8 protein-coding genes are annotated in these 6,653 nt (G+C 69.2%); 1 reads left to right on the forward strand and 7 read right to left on the reverse strand.

The annotated features are described in order from the left end of the window. Positions 1 to 1,144 (forward strand): ABC-F family ATP-binding cassette domain-containing protein (locus AC5RV2_RS13155; protein WP_494092696.1); only part of this gene is annotated, 1,144 nt, incomplete at its 5' end. A 53-nt stretch (positions 1,145 to 1,197) separates the two neighbouring features. On the opposite strand, the gene AC5RV2_RS13160 is transcribed toward AC5RV2_RS13155, so the two are convergent. The 7 genes from AC5RV2_RS13160 to AC5RV2_RS13190 form a co-directional block, all read right to left on the reverse strand. Continuing rightward, positions 1,198 to 1,362, reverse strand: coding sequence for a hypothetical protein (locus AC5RV2_RS13160; protein WP_494092697.1), 165 nt, complete (start codon positions 1,360 to 1,362; stop codon positions 1,198 to 1,200). A gap of 80 nt (positions 1,363 to 1,442) precedes the next feature. Next, a complete protein-coding gene (locus AC5RV2_RS13165) occupies positions 1,443 to 1,607 on the reverse strand; it encodes a hypothetical protein (protein WP_494092698.1) in 165 nt (54 codons plus the stop codon). A 602-nt stretch (positions 1,608 to 2,209) separates the two neighbouring features. Next, positions 2,210 to 2,998, reverse strand: coding sequence for an ABC transporter permease (locus AC5RV2_RS13170; protein WP_494092699.1), 789 nt, complete (start codon positions 2,996 to 2,998; stop codon positions 2,210 to 2,212). Further along, positions 2,995 to 3,774 carry an ABC transporter permease gene (locus tag AC5RV2_RS13175; RefSeq protein WP_494092700.1) on the reverse strand — a complete coding sequence of 260 codons (780 nt, stop codon included), beginning with the start codon at positions 3,772 to 3,774 and terminating at the stop codon, positions 2,995 to 2,997. Before AC5RV2_RS13175 ends, AC5RV2_RS13170 begins: the two co-directional genes overlap by 4 nt. After that, positions 3,771 to 4,556, reverse strand: a complete 786-nt coding sequence (locus AC5RV2_RS13180; RefSeq protein ID WP_494092701.1) for an ABC transporter ATP-binding protein — start codon at positions 4,554 to 4,556, stop codon at positions 3,771 to 3,773. Before AC5RV2_RS13180 ends, AC5RV2_RS13175 begins: the two co-directional genes overlap by 4 nt. 18 nt (positions 4,557 to 4,574) lie before the next feature. Further along, complete coding sequence (locus tag AC5RV2_RS13185; RefSeq protein ID WP_494092702.1) at positions 4,575 to 5,624, reverse strand: ABC transporter substrate-binding protein; 1,050 nt, start codon at positions 5,622 to 5,624, stop codon at positions 4,575 to 4,577. 33 nt (positions 5,625 to 5,657) lie between these two features. After that, the coding region (locus AC5RV2_RS13190; RefSeq protein ID WP_494092703.1) for a thiamine pyrophosphate-dependent enzyme at positions 5,658 to 6,653 on the reverse strand (996 nt) is incomplete at its 5' end.

The raw sequence follows: 6,653 nt of genomic DNA on the forward strand, positions 1-6,653 counted from the left end.
ACGCGCCGCCCTGGCGGCCCTGCTGCTGAGCCGGTTCGACGTGGTCCTGCTGGACGAGCCCACCAACGATCTGGACCTGGCCGGGCTGGCCCGGCTGGAGTCGTTCGTGCAGGGCCTGCGCGGCGGCGCGGTGCTCGTCTCCCACGACCGCGAGTTCCTGGCCCGCTGCGTGACCACCGTGGTGGAGTTGGACCTGGCCCAGAACAAGGTGGCGGTGTACGACGGCGGCTACGACGCCTTCCTGGAAGAGCGGGCCGTGGCACGCCGCCACGCCCGCGACGCGTACGACGAGTTCGCGGAGAAGAAGGCGGACCTCGTGTCCCGGGCCCGGACCCAGCGCGAGTGGAGTTCCCAGGGCGTCCGGAACGCCATGAAGAAGAATCCGGACAACGACAAGATCCGCCGCAAGGCCAGCACGGAGTCCTCCGAAAAGCAGGCGCAGAAGGTGCGGCAGATGGAATCCCGAATCGCCCGGCTGGACGAGGTGGAGGAGCCCCGCAAGGAGTGGCAGCTGCAGTTCAGCATCGGCGCCGCCCCGCGCTCCAGCTCGGTGGTCGCCACCTTGAACCAGGCCACCGTGCGCCGCGACGCCTTCACGCTCGGCCCGGTCTCGCTCCAGGTCAACGCCGGCGAGCGCATCGGCATCACGGGCCCCAACGGCGCGGGCAAGTCCACCCTGCTGCGCCTCCTGCTGGGACACCAGCAGCCCGACGACGGCGGCGCCGGGCTGGGTGCCAGCGTCGCCATCGGCGAGATCGACCAGGCGCGCGGCCAGCTCGCGGAGGACCGGCCGCTCGGTGCCGCCTTCGAGGCACTGGTACCGGACTACAGCCAGGCCGAGGTCCGCACGCTGCTGGCAAAGTTCGGGCTCAAGGCCGACCAGGTGTCCAGCACGGTCGGCGCCCTCTCCCCCGGCGAGCGCACCCGGGCCGCCCTCGCCCTGCTGCAGGCCCGCGGCGTGAACCTGCTGGTCCTCGACGAACCCACCAACCACTTGGACCTGCCCGCCATCGAACAGCTGGAGCAGGCGCTGGACGGCTACGACGGCACGCTGCTGCTGGTCTCGCATGACCGCCGGCTGCTGGAAAACGTCCGGCTGGACACCCGCTGGGACGTCGACGCCGGCCGGGTCACCGTCCGCTGAGCGCGCCGGTTAGACCAGCGTGACGTTGTGGGTCCGGTGATCGTAGCGGAAGGTTACCGCCCCGCCGTCGTGGTGCAGTTCGTGATCCGGTCCGTTCGGGATGCCGTACGCGCCGTAGTTTCCACCGAGGACCGGTTCAGCGCGGCCTTGAACTTGTAGAAGCCGGCGGGCAGTTCCACGGTGAGGCTCCACAGGCCGGAGGCGGAGTCGAGCCGCATCTGCGCGACCTCCGCCTGGGGCTGCCACCTGCAGGAAAAGCAGGGCCCGTGTACGGTGCGGCGCGGATTACCGACGGCGTCTATGGCACCGGCCCGCCGGACAGCAGATCGGCTTCGGCGCCTTCCAGCGGCAGCCGGCGGACGGCTTCGCTCACGGTCGCGGTGCCGCCGGCGGTAGTGCCGTGCAGCGTGGCCGCAACCACCGCGTCCAGGACTTTCTTCAATCGAATATCAAGACGGTTCATCGGTTCTGCCCCATAGTCTGTCCCCTGGGGTGGGATCACCAAGGCCAGTAATTCCCACGCCCGCTGACACTTGGTCGAAACGGCCTGGACCCATTCGTCCGTCTCACCGGCGTCCTGGTGAGCCCGCACCGATAGTGGAACCTCGGACGGGGACCGTCCCCGGAGACCGTCACCTTCCTCTCCGGCGACGTCCACTTCTCCTACGTGTCCGAGGTGCAGCGGTCCTCGGGCAGCCGCATCGTCCAGGACGTGTGCTCCCCGGTGCGCAATCCGCTGCCGCGGTTCCTCCGACCTTTCACCGCGGCGTTGTCCTATGGGGTGGCCGCCCCTGTCGGGGTGCTGGTGGCGCACGGCGCGAAGGTCCCGCAGCCGCCGTTGAGGTGGAAAGGGCTCGAGCGGCCGTGGTTCGGCAACAACCTGGCCACCCTCGAGGAGTCCGACGACGGCCTGAAGTTCCGGTGGGAAAGGGCGTGGTGCACGACGGCGAGCACCTGCAACCCGCAGCTGGAAGAGGTCGCCTCCCTGACCGTCGAGCCGCGCGGCGATCGGATCCCGCAGGTCCGCCGCGCCCCGCTAAACCCACCGGCTAGGCGCGGTCCCAATCACCCCGCGACTGCCGAGGGGGCCTGCTCGCCGCGCCGCTCCCAGGGCAGCAGCAGCAGCGTCGCGACCCGGAACACCAGATTGATCAGCAACCCGAGCAGCCCGGTGAGGGCGAGGCCGGCATAGACTTCGCCGACCTCGAACTGCTGGCCGGCGCGGCGGATCATGGCACCGATACCGTATTCGGCGGCGACGAACTCTGCTGCGATGAGGGTGATGAGGCAGGTCGCCATCCCGAGCCGCAGCCCGTTCAGCAGCGGCGGCGCGATCGCCGGGAACAACAGCCGGATGAAGAAGCGCCACCCGGTGGCGCCGAAGTTGCGTCCCGCTTCGAGCAGCTCGGTGTCGACATCCCGGACGCTCCCCCGCGTGCTGATGATGATCTGAAAGAACGCAGTGGCGAACGCAGTCAGGATGTAGGCGATCTCCCCGCGGCCGACGATGATGATGAACAGCGGGAGCACCGCGATCTTCGGCAGCGGGTAGAGCGTATCCGTCAACGGGCGGATGAGCAGTTCGACGATGCGCCACCGCCCGGACGCGACGCCGATGACGACGCCGGCCACTGCCGCGACCGCGAACGCGGTCGCCAACCGCTGCAACGTGAGCACGATGTCCAGGGCGAGGCGCCCGTGCAGGAACTCGCCGACCATCAAGACGACGATGTCGCTCGGGGGCACGAAGAACCGCGGATCGAGTAGGCCGAGCCGAGTCGTGGACTCCCACAGGATGAGGACCGCGACCGGAATGGCCCATGCCTGCGCCAAGCGCAGCACGGCCGCGTTCATCGGATCCCCCGCAGGCCGCGCCGCCACGGCAGGAGCCGGTCGGCGAGCGCATCGAACCCGACCGAACTCAGCAGGCCCAGCACGGCGATGCACAGCAGCGCCACGTACATGTCGGTGACCCGGAGGATCTGCCAGTTCGACCAGAGGAACTGTCCCAGCCCGGTACCGGAGCCGACCATCTCGATGGCGATGACCGAGATCAACCCGAACCCCAGCGAGAGGCGAATGCCGGTGACGATCGACGGCAGCGCGCCGGGCACCAGGACTCGGAAGAACCGGCGCGCGCCCCGCGAGCCGTAGTTATCTGCCGCCTCCAGGAGGGTGTGGTCGATGCTCCGCACCCCGGCGACCGTGTACAAGACCATGACCACGAGTGGTGTCACGAGCGCCGTGAGCAGGATCGCCGTCTCGGTGCGCCCGAGCAGGAAGGTGAGAAACGGGAAGAACAGCACCCCCGGAATCGGGTACAGGAACGCGAGCACGGTGCTCGTGCCGCGCTCCGTCCACCGGGAGGCGGTGATCGCGATCCCGACCGAGACGCCGATCAGGATCGCCAGGACGATCGTGACGAGCACGCGGAGGACCGTCGCAACGATGTCCCCGCCCAGGCCCGACTCGACATCGAACACGATCACGCCGCGCGCGATGATCTCCGTCGGCGGCGGGAAGAACGTCGAGCGGATGATCTCCGCCCGGCTCAAGAGCTCCCATGCCCCGAGGATGAGCACCGGCCCGACGACGAGCGCCCCCTTCTCGCGGAGGACACGGAGGTTCACCGCTCATCCACCGCCATCGCCGCCTGGACCTCGACCCGCAGGTGCTCCCAGATGCCCTGCGCGAGGGCCGCGAACTCCGGGGTGCCGCGCAGTTCGGGGCCGCGCGGCGACGGGAAATCCAGCTCGACGATTTCCCGGATGCGACCCGGGCGCGCCGACATCAGCGCGACGCGATCGGAGAGGAAGACCGCCTCATCGATCGCGTGCGTGACGTACAGCACCGTCGGGCGCGCTTCGAGGCGCAGCTCGAGGATCTGCTCCTGGAGCAGCGTCCTCGTCTGCGCATCGAGGGCGCCGAGCGGTTCGTCCATCAGCAGGATCTCGGCGTCTTGGGCGAGCGCGCGGGCAATTCCGACGCGCTGCTTCATTCCGCCGGAGAGCTGGTGAGGGTAGAAGTCCGCGAAGCGTGCCAGGCCGAGGCGAGCCAACTGCTCCTCGGCGACGGCGGCCGCCTCCTTCTTGGGCACGTCACGGTTGCGCGGGCCGAACATGACGTTCTCGCGGACCGACAGCCAGGGGAACAGCGCATGATCCTGGAACACCATGGCGGTCTTCGGCCGTCCGGGCTTCGAGGTGCGGATCTCCACCGTGCCCGATGTCGGTTTGTACAGGTCGGCGACCAGCCGCAGGAGGGTCGACTTGCCGCATCCGGACGGACCGACGATCGACACGAACTCGGCGTCGGCGATCTCCAACGACACGTCCTCGAGCGCGCTCACCTCCTGCTTGCCGGGGAACCGCTTCGCAACATCGGTTAACCGAACCTTCACCTCACCGCTCACGGCCCCTACCTCTCCGGGTCAGTTCCCGAGGACCGCGTCGCGCCAGGTGAAGTCCCAGATCTCTTCCTCCGGAATGATCTCTTCGTAGTTGAGCGACCCCTGCTCCATGAAGAACTCCTGATACCGCAGCAGCGTCTCGAAGTCGACGCTCAGGTCAGCGGGGATGTGGTGCTGCCGCGACGCCGCGATGGCCGCGGGGTCGGCGCCTGTGTACTCCACCACGAGATCAAGCATTTCGTCGGTGTTCCAGCCGTTCTCGGCGAGGTCCTCCGCAGTCATCGTGTACGCCCGCATGAAGTCCTCCGCGAGTTGCGGGTTCTCCTCGGCCCAGTCGGTGTTGTAGATGATGCCGGTGAACGGCAACGGCTCGGTGTCAGGTGTCTCCCATGGCCGGAAGCCAGCACCGCTGTTCTCCGCCTGCGTCGGGAACGGCTCCGACAGGATGCCCCCGGCGATGGCGCCGTTCGCGAGTGCGGGCACCTGGTCAGGGAACGGGATGTGCTCGAGCGTGATTTCGGACATCGACAGTCCGACCCGTTCGAGGGCGAAGCCGAGCAGCGCCTCGGTCACGACCCCGGGCGCGTTCGCGGCGAACGTCTCGCCAGCGAGGTGGGACATGTCCTCTGCGAGCGCGGCGGCCTCCTCGGCGTTGGACGCCAGCTGGGACGAGATGATGAAGTAGTCCTCGATGTAGCCGGCGTGCATCGGCGCGACGTAGCTCACGGGCAGCCCCTCGTCGAACGCGTTGTAGGCGGCCGAGCCGATGCCGGCGAAGCCGATCTCGTATTGCCCCGTCGCGACGCCGGTGATCGACTCGTTGCCGCTGGTGACCTCCACCATCTCCAGGTTGAGCCCGACCTCCTCGGCGTATTTCTCCGCGGTGGCGAAGAGCGGCAGCGAGGAACCGGTGGCCAGGTAGGCGACCCGGATGACGTCGGCGTCGGTGTTGCCGCCGCCGGTCGGGTCGCCTTCCGGGTCCCCCGCACATCCGGCGAGAACGAGTGCCGCGGCGAGCCCCGCGGCGGCGAGCCGGGGGCTGCGGGGACGGGATTCAGTGCTGTGGATCATCGTGAACTCCCTTTGTTCGTTCTTCGCGGTGGGCTACTCGGGGGCGGGTTCGTGGTCCCGGGCCATGAGCCAGGAGGGACGCCCGGTGATCTTGGCGTCGATCACCAGGGCGCGGTCGCGCGCGGAGTCGAGCCACGCCGAGATCCCTCCGAGATCGTCCAGCGACCGGACGGTGATCGCGTCGCAGCCGTAGCCACGCGCGATCGCGGCGATGTCGGTGTCGGGGAAGCGGACGATCTCCTGCTCTTGGGCGGTCGCGTCGGGGAACAGGTGGACCTCCGCGCCGTAGGCGCTGTCGTTGTAGACGACGATGAGCATGCCGAGCCCCAGGCGCACGACGGTGTCGAGCTCGGCCGCCGCCATGAGGAGCGCCCCGTCGCCGACACCGAGCACCGGCATCCGGTCCGGACGGGCGACCCCCGCGCCGATGGCGCTCGCCAGTCCGAGGCCGATGGCCTGGAACGACAGTGGCAGGACGTACCCCTGGTCGTCGGGGACCCGGAGGTGGGCGCCCGGATAGCAGTTGACGTTGCCGCCGTCGACGACCACGACGCGCTCCATCGGGAGCATCGCATCGAGTGCGTTGGTTAGGGTGGCCGGGTCGGCGAAGCCGTGCTCACTGACCGGTTCGACCGGCTGGTCCGACCAGTACCGGACGCGGGTCACTCGGTCGCGTACCTCCGGCGTGCGGTAGCCGACGCGGGCGGGCCCGGCCGACAGCAGAGCCGCTCTCGTCGCATGGGCGACGGCGGCGGCGTCGCCGATGATGCCGAGGTCGACGAGGCGGTGCTTGCCGATCGCCTCGGCGCGGTCGTCGACCTGAACGAGGGTGGCGTCGGCGGTCAGCGTGCCGCCGCGCGTGGTCCAGTGGTTGAGAGCCACGCCGAATCCGACAATGAGGTCCGCGTTGCGCACCAACTCGGAGGCGCCGTCGGTAGCGAATCCGCCCATGATGTCGAGCGCCCAGTCGTCGCCCTCGAAGACGCCGCGGGCCCCGCCGGAGGCGATGAGCAGGGCGCCCGCCGCGGC

Source organism: Arthrobacter sp. Y3225116, from assembly GCF_059091245.1.

What these genes read in the sequence shown, in the direction of transcription:
- AC5RV2_RS13160 (WP_494092697.1), bottom strand. Translation starts at nt 1,362, where the DNA reads ATGCGGCTCGACTCCGCCTCCGGCCTGTGGAGCCTCACCGTGGAACTG.
- AC5RV2_RS13170 (WP_494092699.1), bottom strand. Translation starts at nt 2,998, where the DNA reads ATGAACGCGGCCGTGCTGCGCTTGGCGCAGGCATGGGCCATTCCGGTC.
- AC5RV2_RS13165 (WP_494092698.1), bottom strand. Translation starts at nt 1,607, where the DNA reads ATGAACCGTCTTGATATTCGATTGAAGAAAGTCCTGGACGCGGTGGTT.
- AC5RV2_RS13185 (WP_494092702.1), bottom strand. Translation starts at nt 5,624, where the DNA reads ATGATCCACAGCACTGAATCCCGTCCCCGCAGCCCCCGGCTCGCCGCC.